24 protein-coding genes are annotated in these 26,173 nt (G+C 59.2%); 11 read left to right on the top strand and 13 right to left on the bottom strand.

The features are described from left to right. Positions 1–156 precede the first annotated feature (156 nt). Positions 157–609 carry a GNAT family N-acetyltransferase gene (locus JNX03_RS04285; RefSeq protein ID WP_203211201.1) on the top strand — a complete coding sequence of 151 codons (453 nt, stop codon included), beginning with the start codon at positions 157–159 and terminating at the stop codon, positions 607–609. Continuing rightward, positions 606–1,862: a cation:proton antiporter gene (locus tag JNX03_RS04280; protein ID WP_203211200.1), complete on the top strand. Its 1,257-nt coding sequence runs from the start codon at positions 606–608 to the stop codon at positions 1,860–1,862. Before JNX03_RS04285 ends, JNX03_RS04280 begins: the two co-directional genes overlap by 4 nt. A gap of 93 nt (positions 1,863–1,955) precedes the next feature. Here JNX03_RS04280 and pgi read toward each other — a convergent pair whose 3' ends face one another. From pgi to zwf, 3 genes are read right to left on the bottom strand one after another with little or no spacing between them, the layout of a single operon-like run. Further along, positions 1,956–3,548, bottom strand: a complete 1,593-nt coding sequence (gene pgi, locus JNX03_RS04275) for a glucose-6-phosphate isomerase (RefSeq protein WP_203211199.1) — start codon at positions 3,546–3,548, stop codon at positions 1,956–1,958. Further along, positions 3,545–4,216: a 6-phosphogluconolactonase gene (pgl, locus tag JNX03_RS04270; protein WP_203211198.1), complete on the bottom strand. Its 672-nt coding sequence runs from the start codon at positions 4,214–4,216 to the stop codon at positions 3,545–3,547. The genes pgi and pgl overlap by 4 nt, the downstream gene beginning before the upstream one ends. After that, entirely contained in the window at positions 4,213–5,682 is a 1,470-nt protein-coding gene (gene zwf, locus JNX03_RS04265) for a glucose-6-phosphate dehydrogenase (protein WP_203211197.1), read from the bottom strand. The genes pgl and zwf overlap by 4 nt, the downstream gene beginning before the upstream one ends. A gap of 171 nt (positions 5,683–5,853) precedes the next feature. On the opposite strand from zwf, the gene JNX03_RS04260 reads away from it, so the two are divergent. Then, positions 5,854–6,801, top strand: coding sequence for a radical SAM protein (locus JNX03_RS04260; RefSeq protein ID WP_203211196.1), 948 nt, complete (start codon positions 5,854–5,856; stop codon positions 6,799–6,801). Between the two features lie 28 nt (positions 6,802–6,829). Here JNX03_RS04260 and JNX03_RS04255 read toward each other — a convergent pair whose 3' ends face one another. Beyond that, positions 6,830–7,894, bottom strand: coding sequence for a DUF2855 family protein (locus JNX03_RS04255; protein WP_203211195.1), 1,065 nt, complete (start codon positions 7,892–7,894; stop codon positions 6,830–6,832). A gap of 87 nt (positions 7,895–7,981) precedes the next feature. Then, entirely contained in the window at positions 7,982–8,251 is a 270-nt protein-coding gene (locus JNX03_RS04250) for an usg protein (RefSeq protein ID WP_037907216.1), read from the bottom strand. Between the two features lie 190 nt (positions 8,252–8,441). Between JNX03_RS04250 and gyrA the strand changes: the two genes are divergently transcribed. After that, positions 8,442–11,201, top strand: coding sequence for a DNA gyrase subunit A (gene gyrA, locus JNX03_RS04245; RefSeq protein WP_203211194.1), 2,760 nt, complete (start codon positions 8,442–8,444; stop codon positions 11,199–11,201). 2 nt (positions 11,202–11,203) lie between these two features. Here the strand turns inward: gyrA and JNX03_RS04240 are convergent, their stop codons facing one another. The 4 genes from JNX03_RS04240 to JNX03_RS04225 form a co-directional block, all read right to left on the bottom strand. Beyond that, a complete protein-coding gene (locus tag JNX03_RS04240) occupies positions 11,204–12,046 on the bottom strand; it encodes an isocitrate lyase/PEP mutase family protein (protein WP_203211193.1) in 843 nt (280 codons plus the stop codon). A 78-nt stretch (positions 12,047–12,124) separates the two neighbouring features. After that, the gene (locus JNX03_RS04235; RefSeq protein ID WP_203211192.1) at positions 12,125–13,609 is read right to left on the bottom strand and encodes a carboxypeptidase M32; all 1,485 of its coding nucleotides are present in this window, start codon (positions 13,607–13,609) and stop codon (positions 12,125–12,127) included. A gap of 2 nt (positions 13,610–13,611) precedes the next feature. After that, entirely contained in the window at positions 13,612–14,760 is a 1,149-nt protein-coding gene (ctaA, locus tag JNX03_RS04230; protein WP_203211191.1) for a heme A synthase, read from the bottom strand. A gap of 55 nt (positions 14,761–14,815) precedes the next feature. Further along, positions 14,816–15,568 carry an RNA methyltransferase gene (locus tag JNX03_RS04225; RefSeq protein WP_203211190.1) on the bottom strand — a complete coding sequence of 251 codons (753 nt, stop codon included), beginning with the start codon at positions 15,566–15,568 and terminating at the stop codon, positions 14,816–14,818. A 138-nt stretch (positions 15,569–15,706) separates the two neighbouring features. Here JNX03_RS04225 and JNX03_RS04220 point away from each other — a divergent pair, with 138 nt between their 5' ends. Next, positions 15,707–16,327 (top strand): thiamine phosphate synthase, encoded by a 621-nt coding sequence (locus JNX03_RS04220; protein ID WP_203211189.1) that lies wholly within the window; start codon positions 15,707–15,709, stop codon positions 16,325–16,327. A 13-nt stretch (positions 16,328–16,340) separates the two neighbouring features. Here the strand turns inward: JNX03_RS04220 and JNX03_RS04215 are convergent, their stop codons facing one another. Further along, positions 16,341–17,483, bottom strand: a complete 1,143-nt coding sequence (locus tag JNX03_RS04215; RefSeq protein WP_203211188.1) for a HupE/UreJ family protein — start codon at positions 17,481–17,483, stop codon at positions 16,341–16,343. Here JNX03_RS04215 and JNX03_RS04210 point away from each other — a divergent pair. The 4 genes from JNX03_RS04210 (at position 17,482) to JNX03_RS04195 (ending at position 21,028) form a co-directional block, all read left to right on the top strand. Next, a complete protein-coding gene (locus tag JNX03_RS04210) occupies positions 17,482–18,294 on the top strand; it encodes a DUF4198 domain-containing protein (protein ID WP_203211187.1) in 813 nt (270 codons plus the stop codon). The two genes, JNX03_RS04215 and JNX03_RS04210, sit on opposite strands and share 2 nt — an antisense overlap. A 66-nt stretch (positions 18,295–18,360) precedes the next feature. Continuing rightward, a complete protein-coding gene (locus JNX03_RS04205) occupies positions 18,361–19,257 on the top strand; it encodes a PfkB family carbohydrate kinase (RefSeq protein ID WP_203211186.1) in 897 nt (298 codons plus the stop codon). Further along, entirely contained in the window at positions 19,254–20,174 is a 921-nt protein-coding gene (locus JNX03_RS04200) for a pseudouridine-5'-phosphate glycosidase (RefSeq protein WP_203211185.1), read from the top strand. Before JNX03_RS04205 ends, JNX03_RS04200 begins: the two co-directional genes overlap by 4 nt. A gap of 104 nt (positions 20,175–20,278) precedes the next feature. Beyond that, the gene (locus JNX03_RS04195) at positions 20,279–21,028 is read left to right on the top strand and encodes a DUF502 domain-containing protein (protein WP_203211184.1); all 750 of its coding nucleotides are present in this window, start codon (positions 20,279–20,281) and stop codon (positions 21,026–21,028) included. A gap of 2 nt (positions 21,029–21,030) precedes the next feature. Here JNX03_RS04195 and JNX03_RS04190 read toward each other — a convergent pair whose 3' ends face one another. Continuing rightward, entirely contained in the window at positions 21,031–22,062 is a 1,032-nt protein-coding gene (locus JNX03_RS04190; protein WP_203211183.1) for a patatin-like phospholipase family protein, read from the bottom strand. Positions 22,063–22,065: 3 nt separating this feature from the next. Continuing rightward, positions 22,066–22,851, bottom strand: coding sequence for a 3-hydroxybutyrate dehydrogenase (locus JNX03_RS04185; RefSeq protein WP_238936639.1), 786 nt, complete (start codon positions 22,849–22,851; stop codon positions 22,066–22,068). A gap of 410 nt (positions 22,852–23,261) precedes the next feature. Here JNX03_RS04185 and JNX03_RS04180 point away from each other — a divergent pair, with 410 nt between their 5' ends. Both JNX03_RS04180 and JNX03_RS04175 read left to right on the top strand, forming a co-directional pair. Continuing rightward, complete coding sequence (locus JNX03_RS04180; protein WP_203211182.1) at positions 23,262–24,983, top strand: extracellular solute-binding protein; 1,722 nt, start codon at positions 23,262–23,264, stop codon at positions 24,981–24,983. A gap of 47 nt (positions 24,984–25,030) precedes the next feature. Then, positions 25,031–25,507, top strand: a complete 477-nt coding sequence (locus tag JNX03_RS04175; RefSeq protein WP_203211181.1) for an arsenate reductase ArsC — start codon at positions 25,031–25,033, stop codon at positions 25,505–25,507. 2 nt (positions 25,508–25,509) lie between these two features. Here JNX03_RS04175 and JNX03_RS04170 read toward each other — a convergent pair whose 3' ends face one another. Then, complete coding sequence (locus JNX03_RS04170; RefSeq protein WP_203211180.1) at positions 25,510–26,133, bottom strand: helix-turn-helix domain-containing protein; 624 nt, start codon at positions 26,131–26,133, stop codon at positions 25,510–25,512. Between the last annotated feature and the right edge of the window lie 40 nt (positions 26,134–26,173).

The following is a 26,173-nucleotide window of genomic DNA, read 5'->3' as shown; positions in this document are numbered from 1 at the left end:
CGCGGTCACTCTGCCGGGGGGGAAATGACGTTATGTCGTAAGGCGTTATCGGCTGGCGATCTGCGGGGCATCGGGGGGCAGGTGATGTTGCCCTGAACGTGCATCTGTGTAGAGGTAGCGCAAACCCCTGCCCCCACTGCAACCAAAGGAAATGCCATGAGTGTAACCATTCGCCCCGTAACCGCCCAAGACCGCGCTGATTGGGATCGCCTTTATGCCGGATATGCGAAATTTTATAAGGTGGAGCAAACCGCAGAGATGCGCGATCGCGTGTTCGGCTGGCTGATGGATGATGCCCATGAGGTGAACGGGCTGCTGGCGGTGGATCAGCAGGGCGCGGCCATCGGACTGACCCATTATCGCCCCTTCGCCAGCCCTTTGAGCGCCGCTGTGAAGTGTTTTCTGGATGATTTGTTCGTGGATCCGGCCGCACGCGGCAGCGGTGCGGCGCAGGCCTTGATCAAAGGCGTAGGCGAGATCGCGCAGCAAAACGGCTGGACCGTGGTGCGCTGGATCACGGCGGATGACAATTACCGCGGGCGCGGCGTTTATGATCAACTGGCGACGCGCACCATGTGGATCACATATGACATGGCCACGGGCGCATGAATGTCCTGCAAGTCACCTCGTTGTTGATTGTTCTGGCGGGGTGTTTCGGGGCGATCAATTACCTCTATCTCAAACTGCCTGCGGCGATCGGGATTTTGGTGGTCTCTCTTTTGGCGTCCTTTGGATTGCTGGGCCTTGATTTGATCTGGCCCGCCCTTGGCATCGCGGACACTGTGCGCGGCTTTGTCACCGGCATCGACTTTTCCGAAGCGCTGCTGGAGGGGATGCTGGGTCTGCTGCTGTTTGCCGGGGCGCTGCATGTGAAGCTGAGCGATCTGCGCCGCGAATGGGTGACGGTGTTTTTGATGGCGACACTGGGTGTGGCGCTGTCCACGTTGGTGGTGGGCTTTGCCTTTTCATGGCTGACCGGCATGCCGATCCTGATTGCGCTGGTCTTTGGCTCACTGATCTCTCCCACTGATCCTGTGGCGGTCCTTGGGGTGCTGCGTGAGGCGGATCTGCCCAAGACGCTGGAGACCAAGATCGCCGGAGAAAGCCTTTTTAATGATGGGGTTGGCTATGTTGTGTTCCTGGTGCTGGTGGGGCTGGCATTTCCATCAGGCGCACACCACGGCAGTGACGGCAGCCCCCTGAACGCGGCGGTCTTGCTGTTTGTGCAGGAGGCCTTTGGCGGCGCGGTGCTGGGGCTTGTGCTGGGCTGGATCACCTTTCGGGTGATGCGGCGGATTGATGATTACTCGCTTGAGGTGCTGCTGACGCTTGGGCTGGCCTTTGGCGGCTATGAACTGGCTGTGGCGCTGCATGTCTCGGCGCCGATTATGGCAGTCTGTGCCGGTTTGCTGATCGGTGATGTCGGCGCGGCACGGGGCATGTCCGAGGAAACCCGTCGGTATGTTGATGCCTTCTGGAAGCTGATCGACGAGATCTTGAACGCGGTTCTGTTCCTTTTGATCGGCTTCGAGGTTTTTGCCATCGCTTTTTCCGGCGATATGTTGCTGACCGGCGTGGCCACGATCTTTATCGCGCTTTTGGCGCGTCTGGCTGCTGTGGCCGTGCCGATCAGTATGTTGAAGCCGTTTCGCACGTTCAGTCAGGGCGTGACCCCGATCATGACCTGGGGTGGCCTGAAAGGCGGGATATCAGTGGCGCTGGCCCTGTCCCTGCCGGATGGGGAATGGAAGCCGCTTATCCTGACCTGCACCTATATCGTCGTGGTGTTTTCCATTATTGTGCAGGGGCTTACGGTGGGCAAACTGGCCAACCGCGTCGGCCGCGCCCCGGATCTGATGTAGCAAAAGGCGCGGCTGCGCCGCATTTGATCTATTTGGGAATGAGGGGCGCTGCCCCTCAAACACCCCGGAGGTTTTCCGGCCAAATGAAGAAGGTTAACTGCGCCGGTTGAGGATATAATCCAGCAGCGCGGCGGTTGATCCGTCTTTGCCGGTCGCGGGCGCGCTGCCTTCGACAAGCGGTTGCAGCGAGGTGGCCAGTTCCTTGCCCAGTTCAACGCCCCATTGGTCAAAGGAGTTGATGCCGAGGATCACCCCCTCGACAAAGACGCGGTGTTCATAAAGCGCGATGATCTGGCCAAGGATGAAGGGGTCAAGCCGGTCATAGACCAGCGTTGTGGAGGGGCGATTGCCCGGAAAGACGCGGTGGCGGGCCTGGCGTTCCAGCTCATCCCCTTCATGGCCCTTGGCCTGCATCAATTTGCGCGCCTCCGTCAGGGACCGGCCGCGCATCAGCGCTTCGGATTGGGCAAGGCAATTGGCGATCAGCAGTTGATGGTGGTGGGCCAGATCCGGCTCATGCCCATTGGCGGCGACCATGAATTCGCAAGGAATGACGCGGGTGCCCTGGTGGATCAGCTGGTAAAAGGCGTGTTGGCCATTGGTGCCTGCCGCGCCCCAAACCACGGGGCCACTGTGGCGCCGGGGATCCGAGCCGTCGAGCAAGGTAGATTTGCCGTTTGATTCCATCTCAAGCTGTTGCAGGTAGCTGGGCAGCAATGCCAGTCGTTGATCATAAGGCAGCACTGCGCGGGTTGCATAGCCGCAGATCTGGTTGTGCCAAATGCCGACCAGCGCCAGCATGATCGGCATGTTTTCCAACGGTTCTGCCGCCCGGAAGTGCCGGTCCATCGCCTGTGCACCGCGCAGGAAACTGTCAAACGCTTTGGGACCAATGGCGATCATCAGTGAAAGCCCGATCGGCCCCCAGACGGAATAACGCCCGCCGACCCAGTCCTCAAAACCAAAGACCTGTTTGGGGTCGATACCAAAAGCGCTGGTTTTTTCTTCTGCCGTGCTGAGCGCGGCGAATTGGGTTTTGGGATCGCCGCCATGATCCTGCATCCAGGCCCGTGCGGTGCGGGCGTTGGTCATGGTTTCAATCGTGGTGAAGGTTTTGGAGGCGACAATCACCAGCGTGGTTTTGGCGTCGAGCCCCGCCAGCGTATCGGCGATATGGGCGGCATCGACGTTTGAAACAAAGTGGCAGCGCGGGCCATCGTGATAGGGTTTGAGCGCGGCCGTCGCCATCGCGGGACCAAGGTCAGAACCGCCAATGCCGATATTGACAACATCGGTGATATCGCTGCTGCGGATCTCATTTGCGAAGGCGCGCATCCGGGCCAAAGTGGCATGGATGCCCGGCATCACATCCTGCCCCTCCACATAGACCGGCCCACCATCCAGATTGCGCAGGGCGGTGTGCAATACGGCACGGTTTTCGGTGCTGTTGATCGCCGCGCCGCTAAACATTGCGTCCCGTTTGCCCGGCACATCCGCGGCCTCGGTCAGGGCGATCAGATCGGCGCGGGTGTCCGCATCGATGTTGGTTTTTGCATAATCAAACCGCATGTGTTCGGTTTGCACGGCGTAATGTGCGGCGCGGCCTTCCTCTTCGAAGAGCGCCAGAAGCGGGCGATCCCTGGTGGCGTCAAAGCGGCTTTTCAGGCGGGTCCAATTGTCCATCATGCGGCCCAATGTACAGTTGCATTGCCCAGAACTGCGGCAATGGGCGCGTCTTTCGGGGCGAGATGCTGTGCCTTTTCCAGTGCGTTGCGCTTGAGGGCGCCAAAGATCACCACATGCGTGGACAAGGCCCCTTTGAGGGCATGGGCCGGCAGGGTCACGCGGTCAATGTCCTGATCGGGCGGCGATATCGGGCAGAGCAAGGGGGCGTGGCCATCCAAAGCGGCCTCAAGCCCCGGTGCGCCGGGAAACAGCGATGCGGTGTGCATGTCATCGCCCATCCCCAGCACCAGAACCGAAAGCGGCATATGAGGCGTCAGCGTCTCCGCCACTTCCGGACAGGCGTCTGCCGCCGTCTGACCCGCGCGGTAGAACGGCAGGAAGGTCGCGGCAGCGGCAGGACCGGTCAACAGCCGGTCGCGCACCAGCCGTGTGTTGGACAGATCGTGATCTTCGGGCACCCAGCGTTCATCAGTGAGCATCACATTGACCTTGTCCCACCCCAGATCGGTGCCGCTGAGCATGTCAAAGATCGGCCCCGGTGTGGTGCCGCCGGGCACGGCAAAAGACACGCTGTCATGGGTGAAAAGCGCATTTTCGATTTCGCCTGCCAGTTCGTCAGCAACCCGCATGGTCAAAAGCTCACGGTCTGGATATTCGATAAATTTCATGGTGTTACCTTTCGCCATTCACGTCCGTCGCGGCGCATCATCTCGGTTGAATCGGTGGGCCCGTCGGACCCGATGTCATAGGGTTTCGGAACGTCGTTGCGGGCCTCCCAGCCTTCGATGATCGGATCGGTCCAAGCCCAGGCGGCCTCGACCTCATCGCCGCGCATGAACAGGGTCTGGTTGCCCCGGATCACATCCGTAATCAGCCGTTCATAGGCATCTACGTGGTCAGAGCCATCGACGCCCAGGGTTTCGGCAAAGGTCATGTCCAGCGGCACGTCGATCAAACGCATGCCGCCCGGCCCCGGTTCCTTGATTGTCACACCCAGCGTGATGCCTTCGTTCGGTTGCAGGCGGATGGACAATACATTGCGGTGGCGTCCGGCGTCTTCGGCAAAGATCGAATGCGGGGTGTCCTTGAAAATCACTGTGATCTCGGAGGATCGTGCCGCCATGCGTTTGCCGGTACGCAGATAGAACGGCGTGCCAGCCCACCGCCAATTGCTGATGTGGGTTTTCAGCGCGATAAAGCTTTCGGTGCGGCTGCGCGGATGATCGACCGCCTCGCGATAGCTGGGCATCTCGGCCTCATTGCCGGGCATGGCATCATATTGGCCCCGCGCAATGTGATGCGGAAGCACCGGATCGAGGGAACGGATCACCTTGAGCTTTTCGTCACGCACCGCGTCCGGGTCAAACCGCGCGGGCGGCTCCATCGCGATCAGGCAGAGCAGTTGCATCAGGTGGTTTTGCACCATATCGCGCATCGCACCGGCCTTGTCGTAATATTCGCCGCGCCCACCAACGCCGACGGTTTCGGCCACGGTGATTTGCACATGATCGACGTATTGCGCGTTCCACAAAGGTTCAAACAGCATGTTGCCAAAGCGCACAGCCATCAGGTTTTGCACGGTCTCTTTACCCAGATAGTGATCAATCCGGTAGATCTGCTTTTCGTCAAAATAACGGGCCAGCGTCGCATTCAATGCCTTGGCAGAGGCCAGATCGTGCCCGAAGGGTTTTTCAACCACAATCCGGCTGTCCTCATCGGCCATCCCCCAGTGTTGCAGCCGTTCGGCCAGATCGCCAAACAAGGCCGGAGAAACTGAGAAATAGAAGGCTTCCACCCTGCCCTTGCCGACCATCAGTTCGGCCAGCTCGGCCCATCCGGTCTCGCCGCGGGCATCGATGGCAAGGTATTGGATCATATCAAGAAAACCGCTGAGCGTGCCTTCATCGCAAGCAATGTCACGGCCAAATTCTGCAAGCGCTTCGCGGACCATCTGGCGATAGCCGTCACTGTCCAGTTCGGTACGGGCGGCGCCGACAATACGGGCATCGCCGGGGACCTGACCGGCACAGAAACGGCGGAACAGACCCGGCAAGATTTTGCGCCGCGCCAGATCACCGGTGCCGCCAAAAATCACGAGATCAAAGGGATCCACGGGAATCACTCTCGAAACCATCGCTGTGACCTTTCTTGTTTCAAACGTGCCTGCACCAGGAATGTTATCGCTAACATGCATATTCTACGCGGCATCACAAGGTTGTGCATCACCTCATGCTAGGACTTTCGCGCACTGCCGCTATACCTTAGCAGATAATGGACATCACAACCCATCGCACAAGGACCAAACATGAAAGATCTTGCCGGGGCAAATCTCGACAAATTCAAAGATCCCGCTGTCACGGCCAAGGGCGAGGCGCGTGCGCGGGTGGCGCTGACCCATCCTGAGACGCTTTGGTTCAACACCGGCACCCTGTGCAATATCGAATGTGTGAACTGTTATATTGCCTCAAGCCCCAGCAATGATGCGTTGGTCTATATCACGGCGGACGAGGTGCGTGACTATCTGGACCAGATCAAAGCCCGCGACTGGCCGGTGCGCGAAATCGCCTTTACCGGTGGTGAGCCGTTTATGAACCCCCAAATGATCGAGATGACCGAGGCCGCGCTGGCGGCGGGTTATGAGGTTTTGATTCTGACCAATGCGATGCGTCCGATGATGCGCAAGACCATGCAGGCGGGTTTGTTGCGGCTGAACAAGACCTATCCGGGCAAGCTGACCTTGCGAATCTCCGTCGATCACTACCGCGCGGATCTGCATGACGCAGAGCGCGGTGAAGGGGCGTTTGACAAGACGTTGACCGGCATGAAATGGCTGCGTGACAACGGGTTCCAGATGGCGGTTGCGGGCCGTTCGGTCTTTGCCGACAGCGATGAAGACAGCCGCGCGGGCTATGGCCGGTTCTTTGCCGAGCATGGATTTAAGATCGACGCGCAAGACCCTGCCAAAACAGTACTTTTCCCCGAGATGGACGAAAGCGTCGAAGTGCCTGAAATCACCACGGCCTGCTGGGGCATTTTGGACAAATCACCCGACGCGGTGATGTGTTCGTCCTCGCGCATGGTGGTCAAACGCAAGGGTGCTGCGGCCCCGGCAGTTCTGGCCTGTACCCTGTTGCCCTATGATCCCGAATTCGAGCTGGGCACGACCTTGCAAGAGGCAGAGCGCGACGTGGCGCTGAACCATCCGCATTGTGCAAAGTTCTGCGTGTTGGGCGGGGCAAGCTGTTCGGCCTGAGGGCATTGCGCCCTGCCCGCCCCTGAGATCACAGCCGGATGATATGGCCATCGCGGGGATTGGCACTGCCATCCGCGAGCGATTTGTAAACCGGATCCGAGGCGGCGATGCCGTCATGCACCACCACGTTCATCCAGCCGGATGCATCCGCCGCGATGCGTTTCCAAGCCTGAGTGATCTGCTGTTCAATCTTGCCTGGCCCCCAATCCTCACGGCGTTTGGCGACTTGCGCGGGGGCGAAGAAAAACACCGGCTTCGGCCCGGCAAGCTCTTGCTTTTGCTCAAACTTGTCCCAATGGCTGAGGCCCACGGCGGCGGAATGGCGCAGTTGCTCGGCCAGATGGCTGTGCAGCGCTGCCTTGACCTCAGTGTTGCCGGCCATATCCACATAAACCGACGGCACCTGCGCCAGATCGCCCACTTCATCATAGCTGAGTACTTGATCACAGGCGCCCAAACCTTCGACAAAGGCGCGATTGCGCTCTGACGTGAGGCCGACAATCTTGTAAGGGCGCTGTTCCGGCTCAGCGAGGTATTTGCACAGGCCCAGCCCGGTCTTTGAGGACGCGCTGCCGATGATGATCTGTTCTGCGCCAAACCAATCGTTGTCCAGCAGCCAGTCAAACAGCAGATAGGAGGTTGCCAAAAGCGGCTGTAGAATCGCCCGCAGGTGGTCTTGCTCTGCGGTGCCGCCATGAACGGGCACATATTGGTTGTAGATCAGCGGCAGGTCTTTGCGGTGCGGCGCGGCGTCCAGAATGCTGCCATGGGCGTCGGCCTTGGGGGTGATCACCAGTTCCTCCGCCATGGGGTAATAGCCATAGAGCCGGGTGCCAACCGCCAGATCCTCGCTGGTGCTTTCGGTCACTTCGGCCACGCCCCAGACCGGCACCAAACCCTGTCCGTCCTCGCCCGTCGGGAAGAACTTCCAATATCCGATGGCAAAGCCGGAGGCGGCATAGGTGACATTGTTGGCCGTCAGGGCAAAGCTTTCCAGCTTGAGCCGGGCCTGACCATCATACAGTGGCGCAGGGTCCACGGCTTCCAGCTTGGTCTGCGTGATATTACGGTGGTCCACCAGAAGTCTGTGCATGTCGGCCCTCAAGTTGCTGTTTGTCACAGCCTAGGGCAGCCGCTTTCGCTGTCGCCAGCGATTTTTCCGCGACGTTGCGTGAGAAAATCAATGCAGGGTGAATTCACCCACCTGATTTTGCCATTCACCGGGGCCGATCAGCTTGCGATGGGTAAAGCGCAAGGAATGCAGCTTGCCCTCGATCTCCGATTGCCAAAACTCGACAAATCCAAACAGTTTCTCGTGATCTGGTGCCAGATCGTAATCCTGCCAGATGTAACTGTTCAGCACATGGGTGTAATCGGGCATCCGGTAAAAGATTTCAGCAGTGGTTAATCCATAGCCCTTGAGCATCAATTCGGTTTCGCTCGGGGTCATTTTTCCCTCCTTTTTGGCCTGTTGCCGGACCAGTTTGACCGGAACGAATTACTTTTCAATGAAAACAGTGTGTTGGCACTCAAAGTGGGATGCTGCCAGTGCGTTTGGGCCACAGGCATTGCACCTGATCTTCCGCTTCTGCTATAAATCACCGCAAGATATAGAGCGCCCCAACAGCTGAGCAGTGAACGTGAGCGATACGCCAGAAACCCCTGAAAACGAAGACGAAAATACGCCACAGCGCCCCGTTTATGACGGCCCGTCTGTGACCATCGAAGAAGAGATGCGCAATTCGTATCTCGACTATGCGATGAGCGTGATCGTCAGCCGTGCGATTCCCGACCTGCGGGATGGTCTGAAACCTGTGCACCGGCGCATTCTTTATGCCATGCACGAGACCAACAACACCCACGACAAACCCTACCGCAAGTCCTCGCGGCCGGTGGCCGAGGCGATGGGTAAATACCACCCGCATGGTGACAGCGCGATCTATGATGCGCTGGTCCGGATGGCGCAGGATTTCTCGATGTCGCTGGTGCTTCTGGATGGTCAGGGCAACTTTGGCTCCATGGATGGGGACAAGGCAGCCGCCTACCGTTACACCGAAGTGCGGATGGAAAAAGCCGCGCAATATCTGTTGGAGGATATCGACCGCGACACTGTCGATTTCCAGGACAACTATGACGGCAAGGATAAGGAACCCACGGTTCTGCCCGCCCGCTTCCCCAATATGCTGGTCAATGGCGCTGGCGGTATTGCGGTTGGTATGGCCACCAATATTCCGCCCCACAACCTTGGTGAAGTGATCGATGCCACGCTGGCCCTGATTGAAGAGCCTGACCTGACCTCCGAGCAATTGATCGATTACGTGCCCGGACCCGACTTTCCCACGGGCGGCATCCTCTTGGGCCGCTCCGGTGCGCGCAAAGCCTATCTTGAAGGGCGCGGCAGTGTCATCATCCGCGCCAAAACCCGTGTGGAAGAGATCCGCAAGGACCGCTGGGCCATTATCATCGAAGAGATCCCCTATCAGGTGAACAAATCGGTGATGATCGAGAAAATCGCCGAGCAGGTACGCGAGAAAAAGATCGAAGGCATCGCCCATGTGCAGGACGAATCCGATCGCAACGGCGTGCGGGTTGTGGTGGAGCTAAAGCGTGACGCCACGGCCGAAGTGGTGATGAACCAGCTGTACCGCTTTACCCCGATGCAGACCTATTTCGGTTGCAATATGCTGGCACTCAATGGTGGCCGGCCAGAGACCCTGACACTGCGCAGGTTCCTGACATCCTTCATTGATTTCCGCGAAGATGTTGTTGCACGGCGCACCGCCTATCTGCTGCGCAAGGCCCGTGAGCGGTCTCATGTGTTGTGTGGTCTGGCCGTGGCTGTGACCAACATTGACGAGGTGGTACAGACCATCCGGTCTTCTGCCGATGCCGCAGAGGCGCGTGAAAAACTGATGACGCGCCGTTGGCCTGCCGCCAGCATTCTGGACTATATCAAGCTGATCGATGATCCGACCCATACGGCCAACGAAGACGGCACCTATAATCTGTCCGAGACCCAGGCCCGCGCCATTCTGGAACTGCGGTTGCAGCGTTTGACCCAGATCGGCGTCAAGGAAGTCACCGACGAGTTGGAAGAACTGGCCGCCAAGATCAAGGAATACCTTGAGATTCTCAGCAGCCGGGAGCGGATCATGGGCATAATCGCCGATGAGCTGCGCGAAGTACGCGATCTGTTCGCCGTGCCGCGCCGCACCGAGATTGTCGACTGGTCCGGCGACATGGACGACGAAGACCTGATTGCGCGTGAGGACATGGTCGTGACCGTCACATCGGGCGGCTATATCAAACGGACCCCTCTGATCGATTTCCGCAGCCAACGGCGCGGCGGAAAAGGTGTATCGGGGATGCAAACCAAAGAAGAGGATGTCGTGACGACCCTCTTTGTGGCCAACACCCATACGCAGCTGTTGTTCTTCACCACCGATGGCATGGTTTACAAGCTCAAGACATGGCGTTTGCCGCAGGGCGGACGTACCTCCAAGGGCAAGGCGATTGTGAATATCCTGCCGATCCCAGTGGGCGTTTCCATTGCTGCGATCATGCCGGTCGACCGCGATGAGAAGGAATGGGACGATCTGCAGGTGGTCTTTGCGACCTCCGCAGGCACAGTCCGCCGCAACAAGTTGTCTGATTTCACAAATGTGAAGTCGAACGGCAAGATCGCAATGAAGTTCGAGGATGAACACGCCGAGACCACGCTGATCAACGCGCGGATTGCCTCCAATGATGACGATGTGATGCTGACCACCAATTCAGGCCGGGCAATCCGGTTCCCGGCGACCGATGTGCGGGTGTTCAACAGCCGCGCCTCGGTCGGGGTGCGCGGGATCAAGCTCAGCGGATCTGACAAAGTGGTCTCGATGTCGATCATTCGTCACTTTGATGCGGGCGCAGATGAACGTGCCGCTTATCTGAAAATGCGCCGTGCGGTTGCGGGCTTGGCGGATGATGTTGATGTGTCCGATGAAGACGCGGTCGATGCCAATGCCACCATCAGCCAGGAACGCTATGCGGAAATGTCCGCCCATGAAAACCTGATCCTGACCATCACCGCCAAAGGGTCTGGCAAGCTTAGCTCAAGCCATGATTACCCGGTGCGCGGGCGCGGCGGCATGGGTGTGACAGCCATGGACAAGGCGATGCGCGGCGGTGACATTGTTGCCTCCTTCCCGGTTGAAATGGACGATCAGATCATGCTGGCCACCTCCAAGGGGCAGTCAATCCGCGTGCCTGTTGAGGGCATTTCTTTCCGGTCGCGCTCTGCGGGCGGGGTCAAAGTCTTTGACACCGGCAAGGGCGAGGAAGTTGTCAGTGTCGCGTGGATTGCCGATCAGGGCGACGAAGACGCCGAAGACGGCTCCGGCGGTGAAGAGGCGTAATTCTAAGACCGATCAGATTTCTTGGACTGATCCATCAAAGCGGCCATTTCTCCATCGGGGATGGCCGCTTTTGCGTAGGTAAAGGTGCCCTTGGTCATCACTTCCTCGGCGGCGCGGCGCAATGCGCCCAAAGCGGCACGGGCAAATGACCCACCCACCGAGATCCGGCTGACACCGGCAGCGGAAAGCTGCTCCACGGTATAAGCCGGTCCTGATAGCCCCATCACCACGTTCACCGGCTTATCCACCTCGGCGCAAACTGTTTTTATTGCGTCTAGATCGGGCAATCCGGGCGCGTAAAGCACATCTGCACCTGCCTCTGAATAGGCCTGTAAACGCTTGATCGTGTCAGCCAGATCCGGGCGTCCTGAGATAAAGTTTTCGGCCCGTCCGGTCAGCAGGAAACCCCGGTCCTTTGCCGTTTCCGCCGCCGCCCTGATCCGGTCTGCGGCAAGGTCCATGGGCAAAACAGGCGCGTCCGGATCGCCCGTTGCATCCTCGATGGAGCCGCCCACCAGCCCGATGTCTATGGCCAATGCGATGGTTTCGGCGCAAGTCGCAGGATCTCGGCCAAACCCATCCTCCAGATCGGCCGAAACCGGCAGGTCCGTGGCGTCCACTATGGCCTTCGCATTGATCAGGATTTCATCGCGGGTCAGACTTGAGAAGCTGTCCCGCTTGCCAGCGGCAAAGGCATAGCCCGCGCTGGTGGTGGCAAGCGCGTCGAACCCCGCATGGGTCAGCAGGCGCGCCGTGCCTGCGTCCCATGGGTTTGGCATGACAAAGGCCCGCCCCTGATGGTGCAGGCCTTTGAACCGTTTGTATTTTTCCGCTCTGTTGTCCATCTGATCTCTCCCGTTTTGTGAAGATTATCAGATTTGGAACAAAATGCGAACAAATGTTCGCGCTTCCCCTGTCGGGTCTTAGCCCAACCCGTAAAGGTCCGAGAATTTGGCTTTGAGGTAGCTGACCAAAGGTGCCTCGCTTGGCGCTTTTCCGCAGGCCCGTGTGATGACTTCTTTGGGCTCAAAAAGCCCGCCATGCACCTGCACATTGTCCCTGAGCCAGCTTGTCGCTGCGGTGGTATCCCCTTTGGCCAATTGATCGTCCAGATCCGGCACGGCACTGCGCATCGCTTCGTTCAAACAGCCGGCATAGACATTGCCAAGGCTGTAGGTCGGGAAATATCCGATGAGGCCAACCGACCAATGCACATCCTGCAAAACCCCGTTTGAGGCCTTGTCGACGGCAAAGCCAAAGTCGGCCTCAAAACGGTCATTCCAGGCCGCTTCAAGGTCCGGCACCTGCAGATCATGGCTCACCAGCGCCCGTTCCATGTCAAAGCGCATCAGCACATGCAGATTATATTGCAGCTCGTCCGCTTCGGTGCGGATGAAGCCGTCAGAAACCCTGTTCACGATCTTGTAGAATGTTTCTTCATCCGCCACGCCAAAATCGCCAAAGGCGTCTTTCATCTGGCCGAAGAGATACCCGGTAAATGCGCGGCTGCGGCCCAGCTGGTTTTCATAGATCCGGCTTTGGCTTTCATGCACCCCCATCGACACGCCGCGCCCCAGTGGGGTCAACAGGTAATCGCGGTTGATGTTTTGCTCATAGGCGCCATGACCAGTCTCGTGAATTGTTGAGTAAAAACAATTAAACGGATCGGTGTCATTGGTCCGCGTTGTGATCCGCACATCAAGGCCAGAGCCGGAGGCAAAGGGATGCACCGCCTTGTCAACGCGCCCATGGCTCATGTCGTAACCAAAGCAGCGCGCAAGGTGGCGGGTCAGTTTCATCTGTGCGCCCTCGTCGAATGTGCCTTCCAGTTTCGGCGGCGCCTTGGCATCACGCACCGCGCTGCGCAATTCGGTCAGTTCGGGGCGAAGTGCGCCAAACATCGCCTCAAGTTCCGCACCCGTGGTACCTTGTTCATAATCGGCCAGCATCGCGTCATAGACATCGGCATTGCCGCCAGAGGCCAGCGCCTGCCCTTCCTCGCGTTTCAGGGCGACGACCTCGGTCAGGGTTGGCACGAAAGCTTTGAAATCGTCGTTGGCGCGGGCTTCTGCCCAGGTGCCCTGCGCCTCCGATGTGACGCGGGCGATGCGGGCGGCCAATGCGCCGGGCACCTTGCTGGCTCGCTCATAACTCCGGCGGATGTGGCGCAGATTGGCGCGGCCGACGTCGTCCAGTCTGGTCTCGTCAATGGAGTCCAGCCAGTCCGCCATGCGCGGATCGGTGCGGCGGGCGTGCAGCACCCCTTCCATGGCTGCCATTTCCTCGCCCCTTTGGGGCGCTGCGCCGCGCGGCATCATGGTTTCCTGATCCCAGCCAAGGCGGCCTGCCACTTGCGACAGTGCCTCCGTGTCGCGCTGGAACGCCATCAATTCATCATAGGCAGACATGCTCAATTTCCTCTCAGGGATGTTGCAACGGGATAGGCGGCCAGAAAACGGGCGCGCAGGATCAAGACCCAGAGGATCACGGCAAGTGCCTGATGGACAAGGGCAATATGCACAGGCGCGGCATAAACAACCGTGGTGATGCCAACTGCGATTTGCAGCGCCAGGGCCGCCATCACCGCATTAAAGGCAAAGCGGGTGTTGGGATGCGCCGATTGCCGCCCGCGCAGCCAGACCACAATCCCGAAAACCAACAGCAGATACCCCGCAATCCGGTGCATAAACTGCACCAAACCGGGGTTCTCAAAGAAATTCCGCCATGCGGGCGTGATGTCAAAGGCGTCAGGCGGAAAGAACTGCCCCTGCATCAGCGGCCAATCAACAAAATAGCGACCCGCATCAATGCCCGCGACCAAGGCACCAAGCAGGATTTGCAGGAATGCAAAATGCAGCAGACCCGTTGCCAGCCCAAATTGTTTGCCCTCCTTGGCGCGGCGGGCCTGCATCAGGTCGCGTTCGCTGCGCCCGAGCAACAGCACATACCAGGTGATGAACCCAAGAATCACAAAGGCCAGCCCCAGATGCGTGGCAAGGCGGTAGCTGGCCACATCCGTGATGCCCTCGCCGCTGGTCACGCCGGAGGCAACCATCCACCAGCCGATCGCGCCCTGCACACCACCAAGCGCACCGATGAACACCAATCGTCCGGTCCAGCCGGTTGGAATTTGCCGCCGCACAAGGAACCAGAGAAAGCCGATGCCCCAGACAAGGCCAATCACCCGGCCCAATTGGCGATGCCCCCATTCCCACCAGTATATTGTTTTGAAATCAGATAGTTGCATCCAGGCGTTCTGAACCTTGAATTCGTCGATCTCTTGATACTTGGCAAATTCGCTTTGCCAGTCTGCCTCGCTCAGCGGTGGGATTGCGCCGGTCAGGGGGCGCCATTCGGTGATCGACAATCCGCTGTCGGTCAAACGGGTCAGACCGCCCACAGCGATCATCACAAAAACCAGTGCAAAGAGGATCATGAGCCAGATGCGGATGGCGCCGCGTGCGCCGCCCCTGCCCCGGTCAATCACTCCGGTTTGTGCCACGGGGCGTTCGGCTTCTGCCGCGCCCACCTCTTCGAACAACTTGCGTTTTTCCGCCATGCTGCGCCTCACTTTTCATCTTGCGCAAATAGGTAGGGCAGCGGGCGCGAAAGGTCTAGTCGCGCTCTTTCCAGCGTACCATTTGACGCATCATACCATGCAGCATTTGCACATCCGCCCGCGTCAGCGGCATGCGCGACCACATGTTGCGCAGGTTGATCTTCATCGATTGGGCCTTGTGTTCAGGGAAAAAGAACCCGGCCTCCTCCAGACGGTCCTCAAAATGGCCTGCCAGATGTTCGATGTCCTGACCCTTGGCCCAGTCGGTGCCGGCCATTTCGACGGTCAGATCCGTCACCTCGGCACTGGCACGCATCCATTCATAGCCCATCAGCAACACACATTGCGCGAGGTTGAGCGAGGCAAATTCCGGATTCACCGGCACGGTTACGATGGCATTTGCGCGGGCCACGTCATCGTTTTCCAAGCCCGCCCGTTCCGGCCCGAACAGAACCGCAACACGTTGTCCGTCCCCGATCCGGGCGGCGGCGTCGCGCATCGCGGCTTCGGGGCTGAACACCGGTTTGGTCAGATCACGGCCCCGCGCCGTGGTGGCATAGACATAGTCACAATCGGACAGGGCATCGGGCAGATCAGGGCAAAGTTGCGCCGCATCCAGAACCCGGCCCGCGCCAGAGGCCATCGCAACAGCGGCCGGATTGGGCCAACCGTCACGGGGCGCAACAATGCGCATGTGATCAAGGGTGAAATTCAACATCGCCCGCGCCGCCGCGCCGATGTTTTCACCCATTTGCGGGCGCACCAGCACCACGGCTGGCATCTTCAACTTACCAATTTCATCGCTCATGCCCGCCTCTTACGCGCCGCCGCAGAGCACCGCAAGATGGCGGATACACGGGTGAAAACGTCCATGGCCCCAGATAGGGTTTTGCATTTGCCGCCCCATCCGATAATCAGGCGCTCAAGACTATGAAAAGGACGCGACATGGACCAGCCAGAACAGCCGCAAATCTATCTGATCACGCCGCCAGAAATTGAACTGAGCAGCTTTCCCGATGTTTTGGCCGGTGTTCTGGATACCCATCCCATCGCCTGTGTGCGCCTTGCCCTGTCCACCCGTGACGAGGACCGCCTGTCACGCGCCGCAGATGCCCTGCGCGAAGTGACCCATGCCCGTGATGTAGCCTTGGTGATTTCCGATCACTTGTTGCTGGTTGAACGTCTGGGGCTGGATGGTGTGCATCTGTCAGATGCGGCGCGGTCGGTGCGATACACCCGTAAGGAGCTGGGCGAGGATGCAATCGTCGGCAGTTTCTGCGGCATCTCGCGCCATGATGGTATGGCGGCTGGTGAGGCGGGCGCCGATTACATCAGCTTTGGGCCGGTGCAGGCCTCGCCCTTGGACGACGGCAGCTTTGCCGAGTTGGACGTGTTTCAGTGGTGGTCCGAGATGATCGAAGTGCCGGTTGTTGCCGAAGGCGCGTTGGACGCGGCGATGGTCCGCACGTTGACGCCCTATACCGATTTCTTTGGGGTGGGTGATGAGATCTGGCAGCAGGAAAATCCCGCTGCCGCGCTTGGTGACTTGATCAAGGCAATGGGCTAACCAACGGCCCCTATTACAAAAATACCCGTTCTACGAACCAATAGGCCCCGACGGCTGCGATCACGCAGGAGGCAGGCACCGCTATGCGGCTGCGGTACCATGCGTGATTAGCCGCCCATCCCACGGCGGCAAAGGCCAGTGCGATCACTGTCAACTGTCCCAATTCAACGCCAACGTTAAAGCCGATCAATGCGGGAATAAACTGCGCTTCCGGCAAGCCAAATTCGCCCAGCACGGAGGCAAAGCCAAGCCCGTGTAGCAAACCAAATCCAAAGATCACCAATGGACGCCAGGCATTCAGCTTGGAGGCAAAGACGTTCTCAATCGCCACATAGACAATCGAGGCAGCGATCAGCGGCTCGACAATTTCACCTGGAACGGACACCCATCCCAGCGCCCCCAGTGCCAGGGTCACGGTATGCGCCAGCGTAAAGGCCGAGACCTGCCAGATCAGCGGGCGCAGACGGGTGGAGAGGAAAAACAGCCCCAGAACGAACAGGATATGATCCAGACCCTTGGGCAGAATATGGTCAAAACCAACGGGAATATAGCTCATGAAGGCCTGCATCGGGGTTTGCGCCCCGCCGCCCGCCAGCGCAATTGTGCCAGAGCTTTCGCCGCCACTGAGATATCCCGTAAAGGGCGCCTCCACCCCTTGTTGGCGCAGCACCATCGCGCCAGCGCCGTCAGGCCAGTTCACTATAATACTGCGGGCATCGGCGGGCAGATCGGCGGTGAAAGTCCAAGTGGACAATCGCGGCAGTTCCAAGTCGACACCTTCAGGCACCTGCAAATCGCGTGTTTCAAGCGGCAGTGCCTGGTCCCCCGACATCAGGACCGGCAAAGCGTTCCAACCGGGCAGCAAGACAGGCGCGCGTTCGGCAACCTCAGCCGCGCTCAGCCCGCGCCATGTGTCATAATCGGCCGCGTTCGGCGCATTGTTGGTATCGTCCAGTTCATCGAGATCAATCCCGGCCAGAAAGGCCTCAAGATTGATCTGCAGGGTCAATTCCAACTGGCCGTCCGTCACCGTGAAATCACCGATGGTCGGCTGCACCTCATGGGCGCGGGCGGCGTCTGCGATCCAAAGCAGCAGACTTGACATTAACGCCACCAGCGTCAGCTTGAGTTTGGTCCCATCAAAGGTATGCCACATGTTTCTGTCTCGCCTTCTGCCCTTGCCGTTTCTTGTTGCGCTTGCTGCGCCGGTTGCGTCCCATGAATTCTGGATCGAACCGGATCAATATCAAGTGCCAATTGGCGGCACGCTACAGGCGGATTTTAAGAACGGCCAGAATTTTCGTGGCACAACGCTGGGGTTTTTTGATCGGCGCTCTGAAACCTATGCCTTGATCGCAAATGACAAGCGCACTGAGTTGATGCCGCGTGCCGGGGATCGGCCTGCGCTCAATGTGCCGGCCCCTCTGGCGGATACTTTGGCGGTGGTGATCCACGAAACCGCTCCGTCAACTCTGACCTACAAGGAATGGGCCAAGTTCCTGAAATTTGCAGAGCACAAGGATTTTCAGTCTGCAGCGACGGACCATGCGGCGGCAGGTTGGCCCATGGAAGGTTTCAAGGAACGCTACACCCGGCACGCCAAGTCCTTGATCGCGGTTGGGTCCGGTGAGGGTGCGGACGCAAGCACCGGAATGCAAACGGAATTTGTCGCGCTCAGCAATCCTTACGCGCCGGATTTTGATGGCCAGATGCGGGTCCGGGTTCTTTATCAGGGCGCCGTACGTCCAGATGCGCAGGTCGAGGTGTTCGACCGCGCGCGCAGCGGTGATGTGACTGTCACCCTGTACCGGACCAATGCGCAAGGCGAGGCGGTGATCCCTGTTAGTTCCGGACACAGCTATATCTTTGATGCGGTGGTTCTGCGCCCGGCAGCTGACATGGTGGACCCCAAGACCGATCCGGTCTGGGAAACCCTTTGGGCAGCGCTGACCTTTGCGGTGCCGTAGGGGCAACGGCAATTTACGTTCACAGCTGCCTTGCCCTTAAGTGGCAACAGCGGCTACATCCGGCCCATGTCTGACACAAATTCCAAAACCCCCGATATTCTGTGCATCGGTTCCGTTCTATGGGACGTGATTGGCCGGTCAGAGACCGCGATGCGCCAAGGCTCTGATATGCCGGGGCGGATCACCCGACTGCCCGGCGGTGTGGCGCTGAACATCGGGATGGCGCTGGCGCGGTTCGGCCTAAAGCCGGCCTTGCTGAGCGCCGTGGGCCGCGACATTGAAGGCGATGAACTGATCCGCGCCTGCGCCCTGCGCGGGCTGAACACAGAGCACATCTACCGCTCGGATGATCTGCCAACAGATCAATATATGGCTGTCGAAGGATCAAACGGTCTGATTGCCGCGATTGCCGATGCCCATTCGCTTGAGGCGGCAGGAGACAAGATCTTGCGCCCGTTGTCGGACGGCAGTCTCGCTGCGCCCTATTGCGGGGCGGTCGCGCTGGATGGCAATCTGACGCTGGATTTGCTGGCGCAGGTGGCGCAGAGCCCGTTGTTGGCGCAGGCCGATCTGCGGGTTGCACCCGCCTCCCCCGGCAAGGCGTTGCGGCTCAGCCCGTTTGTGCAATCGGGGCGCGGCACACTTTATGTAAACCTCGAAGAGGCCGGGCTGCTGTGTGAAGCGCCGTTTGAAAACTCTGCCGATGCGGCGGCTGGCCTGCTGGCACGTGGCGCGGCGCGGGCGGTTGTGACCGACGGCGGCAATCCTGCGACCGTAGGGCAATCGGATGCCCTGATCACCATGACGCCGCCGCAGGTGCATGTGGCCCGTGTGACCGGTGCTGGCGATACCTTTATGGCGGCCCATGTCGCTGCAGAATTACGCGGCCGCGATCCGCAATCGGCCTTGTCCGATGCGCTTGAAGCCGCCGCCCTTTATGTGTCCGGAGAGACCAAGATATGACCACCCTGCCCCTGACCTACAGCGCCGAAGTGGCCAAAGCCCGCACATCTGGTGCCCCGATTGTTGCGCTGGAAAGTACGATCATCACCCACGGCATGCCCTATCCGCAAAACCTTGAGGTGGCGCGGCAGGTTGAGGACGACATTCGCGCCGCCGGTGCGGTGCCTGCCACGATTGCGGTGATAGAAGGAACCCTCCACATCGGGCTGGATCCTGAGCAATTGACCAGCTTGGCGCAGGCCAAGGGCGTGGCCAAGCTCAGCCGCGCGGACATGGCCGTTTGCATCGCCACGGGCGGCACGGGTGCCACGACGGTGGCCGCCACGATGATCGCGGCACATCTCGCGGGGATCGGGGTCTTTGCCACGGGCGGCATTGGCGGTGTACACAAAGGCGCCGAAGACAGCTTTGACATCTCGGCGGACCTAATGGAGCTGGCCCAAACTCCCGTGACCGTGGTGGCCGCCGGGGCCAAGGCGATTTTGGACGTGCCAAAAACCCTTGAAGTGCTGGAAACCCAGGGTGTGCCGGTCATTGCCGTCGGCCAGGACAGCTTTCCTGCGTTCTGGAGCGCGACGTCACCCCTGCCCGCGCCCCTGCGGATGGATGAGGCCGCACAGATCGCCCGCGCCCACCGGATGCGCGGCGCGATGGGCCTGCCCGGCGGGCAATTGATCGCCAACCCCATCCCCGCCGCAGATGAAATCCCTGCCGCCGAACTGGTCCCGGTGATCGCGCAGGCACAGGCTGATGCAGATGCCCACGGGATCGCTGGCAAAGGGGTCACGCCCTATCTGCTTCAACGGATTTTCGAGCTGACAGAGGGGCGGTCTTTGATCGCCAATATCGCGCTGGTGCGCAACAATGCCCGTCTGGCGGCAGATATTGCCCGTGAATTGACCGAACTGCCCGTTTGACCTCATAAAAATCAGGTGATCCTCCGCCATTTTCAGGTGCAGCCATTGTCGGACCCCGGCAAAGGAACTAGCTATAGCCAGATCGATTTTGGAACCCTTGAGACATGAACACGCCATTTGACATTGAACCCACGCCCAAGCGCGGCGTGTTGGCCCGTTTGCGGGCCTCGTTCCTGACCGGATTGGTGGTGATCGCGCCCGTTGGGCTGACGATGTGGCTGATCTGGACGGTTGTGGGCTGGATCGACGGATTTGTTCTGCCGCTGGTGCCAGAGGTCTATCACCCCGACCGGATGTTGCAGGACTACCTCGGCCTCGATCCGTCGGTGCAGATCAACGTGCGCGGCCTTGGTGTGGTTATTTTCCTGCTGTTCACGATCATTGTCGGTTGGATGGCCAAGGGGATCATGGGCCGGTCCCTGATCCGCTTTGCCGAAGGTTTGGTGGAACGCACACCGGTTGTGCGGTCGATCTATTCGGGGATCAAACAGATTTCAGAAACCATCTTTGCCCAATCCGAGCGCAGCTTTGAGACGGCCTGTCTGATCGAATATCCGCGCCGGGGCATCTGGGCCTTGGGCTTTATCTCGACCATGGCCAAGGGCGAGGTCGCCGCCAAGACCGATCCATCGGATGACATGGTCTCGGTCTTTCTGCCGACAACGCCGAACCCGACCTCGGGTTTCCTGCTGTTTTTCCCGCGGAAAGACGTGATTGAGCTGGATATGAGCGTCGAGGACGCTGCCAAACTGGTGATCTCGGCAGGGCTGGTTTACCCCTCCGACCGCTCCGAGGGGCAGACAGGCGCGGGCGGATTGACGGATTTGTTGGACAAGATCCCGGCCAAGGACTGATCTCAGCCAAACATCGCTGGCAGATCGACCGAACTGCGTTGGCCCAGATCATCCTTATGATTGGCCAGAAATTGATCGGCGGCGTTGTGCCCCGCATCGTGCAGGGTTTTGATCACGGCTGCATTGGGCACCAGTTTGGTGGCCACCGACAGTTGCGCCATCAATTCATCATCACCAATCATATGCACCCGTACACGGCTCATATGCCCTTCGGACACCGCCCCGTCATCCAGCAAACGTTGTACAAATTCGATGGCGCGCAACTCGCGAAACAGACTAGAATTAAAGCTGATCTCGTTGATCCGGTTCTGGATCTGTTTGGGAGTGACCGGCAGCTCGTCCCGCTCCAACGGGTTGATGTTGATGATCACGATGTCATCAGGCAGATCCCGTTGAAACAGCGGGAACAGCGCTGGATTGCCGGTATAGCCGCCATCCCAAAACGCCTCATCCCGTCCGGTTTCGGGATCGAAAAGCTCCACCGCCTTGAAAATCGTTGGCAGACAGGCCGAGGCCATCAAAGCGTCAGGGCCGATCTCGTCGCCTTCAAAAATCTTGATCTTGCCGTTGCGCACCCGTGTGGCGCAGATGAACAACAGCGGCGCGACGTGATTGCAGACCCTGTCATAGTCGAACCGCTGCACAATATCGGACAGTGGATTGCGATAGAACGGGCCATAGGCGTAGGGCGAGATTTGGCCAGAAACGGCATCTGACAGCGTCACAGGCCAGCTGTATTCAATCGCCTGGCTGAGCGCCCCTATGCCGAAAGGGGCCATCCAATGGGCCAGACGCATGTCGGTGACACCCGCAACCTGTCCCCAAAGCCATGTCAGATTTTCCCGTGCGCCCGCCTTGCCGCCCTGCACCATCCCTGCCTTGAGCGCAGCGCCGTTGAGCGCCCCTGCCGAGGTGCCGGAGATGCCGCAAATCTCGACTTCGTCGTCCTTGAGCAAACGGTCAAGGGCACCCCAGGTGAAGGCGCCATGAGCCCCGCCGCCCTGAAGCGCCAGATTGATGCGTTTCTTTGCCATGAATTACAGCGCGGTCCAGCCGCCATCGACGCTGATGGTGGTGCCGGTGATCTGTGCCGCCGCAGAGGAACACAGAAACGTCGCCGTGCCGCCCATCTGTTCAACAGTGGCAAATTCCTTGCTGGGCTGGCGGGTGAGCATGACGTTCTCGATGACCTCTTCGCGGGTCATGTCGTATTCTTTCATGGTGTCGGGGATCTGCTTTTCCACAATCGGGGTCAGCACGTAACCGGGGCAAATGGCGTTGCAGGTGATGTCTTCCTTGGCGGTTTCCAGCGCGGTGGTCTTGGTCAGGCCGACCACCCCGTGTTTGGCTGCGATATAGGCCGCCTTGTAGGGCGACGCCGTCAACCCATGTGCCGAGGCGATGTTGATCACCCGGCCCCAACCTGCCTTGCGCATCATCGGCAGGGCCACGGCGGTGGTGTGAAAGGCAGATGACATGTTGATCGCGATGATCGCATCCCATTTCTCGACCGGAAAATCGGGAATTGCGGCGACATGTTGAATACCGGCATTGTTAACCAGAATATCGCAGCGCCCTGCCTTGGTGATCAGATCACGGCATTGATCGCCCTTGGACATATCGGCCTGAATGTAGCGTGCGCTTACTCCGGCCTCGTCCGCGATGCTTTGCGCCAGCGCGTGATCTTCGTCATTGTCGGTAAAGGAATTGAGGACAATATCCGCCCCCGCGCGGGCCAGTTCCCAAGCAATCCCCAGGCCAATGCCCGAGTTCGAGCCGGTGATGACGGCGGTTTTGCCGGACAGGTCAATCGTGAATGCCATGGGATGTCTCCTTGAGTATGCTGCGCACGCATCTTGCCGTGCTGCGACTGCAAAGGAAACGCCCTATTTCTGATTTGGTTCCGCCCTGCTTTGTGCAGGGTCCAAACCAGTTTCTGCCAAAAAAAACGCCCGCACGAAGCGGGCGTTAAGTTATTGAGGCAGGTTTCATACAGGCAAGAAACCTATCGAGCAGTGACACCTTTATAAGCAATTCGATGCCTCAGGCCAAGCTAAAAGTTGCAACTCCCCGTTAACCCCCGCTATTCATGGCCTCAATAAAACAAGGGCAGAGCGGGATTGTTGCAGAAATGGCAATGGATTTTTTCCAAAAATTGCGGGGCGTTGCGGGGGCTTCTTCACTGATTCTCTTCGCGGCGATGGCACAGGCTGCGCCAAAACACGGGATATCTATGTATGGAGAACCCGCGCTGCCACCTGATTTTGTGTCGCTGCCTTATGTGAACGCAGATGCGCCCAAGGGCGGGCAGATCACTCTGGGCGACAACGGCGGTTTCGACAGTCTCAATCCGTTTGTCCGAAAGGGCAACAAACCTTGGCAGCTGCCATTTTTGACCCACGAAAGCCTGATGGGGCGCTCTTGGGATGAGCCATTTACGCTTTATGGGCTGCTCGCCGAATCGATTGAAACCCCGGATGACCGCTCCTGGGTCGAGTTTACCCTGCGGCCAGAGGCGCGATTCTCCGATGGCTCGCCTGTCACTGTGGAGGATGTGATCTTCTCCTATGACCTGCTCGGGACCGAAGGGCATCCCAAATATCACGGGCTGCGCAGCCAGATCGAAACGATTAAGGCCACCGGCCCGCTCAAAGTCCGGATGACTTTCAACACCGACAACCGGGAACTGGCCCTGTTGGCCGGGATGCGCCCGATCCTGTCCAAGGCGCAGTGGGAAGGCAAAGACTTTGCCAATGCCCCTTTGCAGGACATCCCGCTGGGCAGCGGTCCCTATGTTGTCACTGATTACAAGGCCGGCGCGCAGGTGGTTCTGACACGCAACCCCGATTACTGGGGCGCGGATGTTCCCGTGGTGCGCGGCACCAACAACTTTGATCAGATTAAGATCGACTTTTACGGCGATGCCAATGTGTTGTTCGAGGCCTTCAAAGGCGGTGAAATTTCCGCGGTGCGTGAGTTCAACGCCGAAACCTGGGCCACACAATACGATTTCCCCGCCATCGATCGGGGTGAGGTGCTAAAATCCACCTTTGCCCATCAAAAACCATCGGGCATGACGGGATTTGTGATGAACACCCGCCGCCCGCCGTTTGACGATTGGCGTCTGCGCGAGGCGATGATCGCGGCGTTTAACTTTGAATATATAAATGATGCCTTAACGGGCGGATCGTTGCCGCGGATTTCCTCCTATTTCTCCAACTCCGAACTGGCGATGCAGCCCGGTCCCGCCAAGGGCGCGGTTCTGGCGGCATTGGCACCCTACTCCGATCACCTGCTGCCCGGCACATTGGAAGGCTATACCCTGCCCGTTGCCGATGGCACGGCCCGCAACCGCAAGGGCATTCGCGCCGCGATGAAACTGTTTGAGGCCGCCGGTTACAGCCCGCAGGATGGCCAGATGCGTGATGCCGACGGCAAACCGCTCAGCTTTCGCATTCTGCTGTCCAAGAACAACGCCGAGCACACCAAGATTGCCGAGCTCTACATTCAGGCGCTCAAGCGTTTGGGCGTGGAGGCCTCAGTCGAGGTTGTCGACAATGCCCAACTGGTGGCACGAACCTCCGAATTCGATTTCGATATGGCTCATTTCCGTCGCGCCCTGTCGCTGAGCCCCGGCAACGAACAGCGCTATTACTGGGGAAGTGCAGCGGCAGATCAGCCGGGATCGCGCAACCTGATGGGGGCCAGGAACCCCGCGATTGACGGATTGATTGACCAGATGCTGTCAGCCCGCGACCGCGAAGGGTTTACCGCTGCCACCCGCGCACTGGACCGGGTGTTAACCGCAGGGCGCTATGTCATCCCGTTCTGGCAATTTAACGAGGGTTTGATCGCCCATGATGCGCGGATGGTCTATCCCGAAACGCTGCCGCTTTATGGGGATGGGTCTTATTACATGCCGCAGGTCTGGTGGTGGCAGGACGCGGGCAACTGACCTGTCTTTGTCATAAAACCGAAACATCGCTCTTGTAGGCGAGGCTCATGAATATACTTGTTTTATGCACCGGCAACTCCGCCCGCTCGATCTTGCTGGAATCGATCCTCAACAATCTGGGCAAAGGCCGCGTGCGGGCCTATTCCGCCGGAAGCCAGCCTGCCGGTCAGGTGCACCCGCAATCCATTGTCCTGCTTGGCGAAAAAGGCATGGATGTTTCTGATGCCCGCTCCAAAAGCTGGGATGAATTTGCCCTGCCGGACGCGCCGGTTATGGATGCAGTGATCACGGTCTGCGGATCGGCGGCAGGCGAGACCTGCCCGATGTGGCCGGGTGCGCCCATCCGCGCCCATTGGGGTGTCGAAGATCCAGCCGCCGCGCAGGGAAAGGCCGTTCCCGGCGCTTTTTCCCAAGCCTATGACATTTTGTACAGGCGCGCCGCTGCCTTCCTTGCCGAACCCGTGGAAAAGATGGACGCCGCAGCGTTGCGGACGCATTTGAACGCCTGCGCCCTGATCCTTTGACCTCAGGCCAGCGACGTCACCCATAGGATCATCGCGTCATCCGCGCTGGTGGAAATGATGTTATGGCCCATGGTCGCGTCATAATAGGCGCTGTCACCCCGGCGCAGTTCAACAGGTTCATAAAACTCTGTGTAAAGCTGCACAACACCGGTCAGCACATAGAGAAACTCTTCGCCGTCATGGCGCACCCAACCGTCAAATTCATCCATGCTGCGGGCGCGGATGCGGGCGCGGTAGGGCAGCATTTGTTTCTTGCGCAAGGTATCGCCCAGCAGCTCATGCTCATAGGTGGTGGTCGCCTTGGCCGCCCCCTCGCCCGATTTGGTCACCGCCATACGGCCATTGATCTTGTCCGCAGCGGGCGGCGTGAACAATTGCGGGACCGAAATTTCCAGCCCCACGGCCAGCTTTTTCAACGCGTCATAGGTCGGAGACATCTGCCCGTTTTCGATCTTGGACAGGGTCGATCGGGCCAGCCCGGCCTGCTTGGCCGCCTGCTCCAATGTCCAACTGCGCCCCTTGCGCAGCTCGCGCACCCGCGCCCCCAGATCGACAGGCGGGGTTTCATCGCTTTCGCCGCTGGCGCGGGCGATCTGGATCAGGCTGACAGGGGCATCTTTGGTCATGGCCATGCTATATCGGCAGGCTGGCCACCTTGCAACGGCG

The organism is Sulfitobacter mediterraneus, assembly GCF_016801775.1.
In the GTDB taxonomy this organism is placed as follows: domain Bacteria; phylum Pseudomonadota; class Alphaproteobacteria; order Rhodobacterales; family Rhodobacteraceae; genus Sulfitobacter; species Sulfitobacter mediterraneus_A.
Note: the sequence above shows the minus strand (reverse complement) of the source record. Positions and strands in the feature narration are given on the sequence as shown.